General features: G+C 40.9%; 1 protein-coding gene. It reads right to left on the reverse strand.

The features are described from left to right. Nucleotides 1–27: 27 nt before the first annotated feature. On the reverse strand, nt 28–1,308 hold the full coding sequence (locus VB775_RS10210; RefSeq protein WP_281005336.1) for an ISKra4 family transposase: 1,281 nt from the start codon (nt 1,306–1,308) through the stop codon (nt 28–30). Nucleotides 1,309–1,374 lie beyond the last annotated feature (66 nt).

Here is a 1,374-nt window from a genome sequence, read left to right on the forward strand (position 1 = left end):
GGGTGCGACCTCAATACAATACAATTATTAGACAGCAGCAGGAAACCCATACTGATTGAGATTGTCCCAGAATTGCTCCCAACGAGTAGAAGTTAAAACTAAAGCTCTTAAACTCAAAATTATGCTCGCCCCCTTGTCCTTCCAACGCATCCCAGAGCAACATAATCGTTGCTTTATTAAAGTCTTGCAAGCAGCTTCGGTCACACCAGAGCCAATCGGATAGGTTTTCTGTTGGAATTGAGCATAGTCCATTTGCCACAAATGATTGTTAAAGTAAGTAATCGAAGCTTGGAGCTTTTCCCTCATGGTTTCGGTTAGCTTATTTTCAGTCATCGCCAGTACCATCTGGTTGTAGAATTTTTCGGCACTTCCGATTTCATGTTTGAGTTGATGACAACTATTTTTAAGCCATTCTTTTTGTTCGGGAATTTGCTTAGGATGTAGAACTTCGGCTAGTATTCCCAAATAACCTGAAGCATGATAAAAATCGAGGATCTGCTCTTCTGTGTGTTCATTTAAGAATTTCCAGTTGGATTCGGCTCCATCAGCAATTCCTACATAGGTTGCATTAGGATATCGATCTTTTGTTTGTCTGATTTCTCGCTCTAATCGTTCTAAAAATCGCTTCCTACCATATTCTGGTGTTGCTCCCAGATAGATCGTGTGCTGACGTTCTCCTTCACTATCATATAATGATATCGTCCCTACCATAGCTTCTCGCCAGCCATCTTCACACATCAGCATACAGGTTCCATCTAACCCTATACCAACCGATTCAATCTTGACATCTATCTCTGGCGGCTCATAATTGTCACTTTCTTCTTTTGCTTGCACAATGCTGCCAACCGCTTCGCTCAATCTCTGAATATAGGATACTGCTACCTCACGCCCATGATTATCACGCAAATCTCGTTGTACTTCTCTTGCTACCCCATTAGCCATTTTCGATGATATTTGTTTGGCGAACTTTGGTGTTGATGTCACAACTATTCGTGCGTTTCTTTCCATGGGGCAATAAGTTTTTCCCCCACCCGCACTTTGATATACATGCCTTGCTACTACTACCTCGCCGTAAGGAGTTTGATATGCTTTCTCTTCCTCTCCCTTTGTTCGCCATGTTTTCTCTCCTAGCTTTATTGCTGAACCATCTGTATCTAAATGTTTCATTGCTTCCTTAGCTGCTATACACCCTGCTTCGTTCAATCCTTCTTGAATATTACCTTCACTATCTAACATCGATTCACTCAATTCAATTGTAAGTTCGATTTTTACTTTTGTGCCTTCTACACTTATTAACTTTGCCGACATTTTCTTTCTTGATCTCCTTCGTTATTCTTTCATTGTTCTACAATCTTCGTATTATGTCAAGGTCGC

It is taken from the genome of Pseudanabaena sp. CCNP1317, from assembly GCF_034931345.1.
Classification (GTDB): domain Bacteria; phylum Cyanobacteriota; class Cyanobacteriia; order Pseudanabaenales; family Pseudanabaenaceae; genus Pseudanabaena; species Pseudanabaena galeata.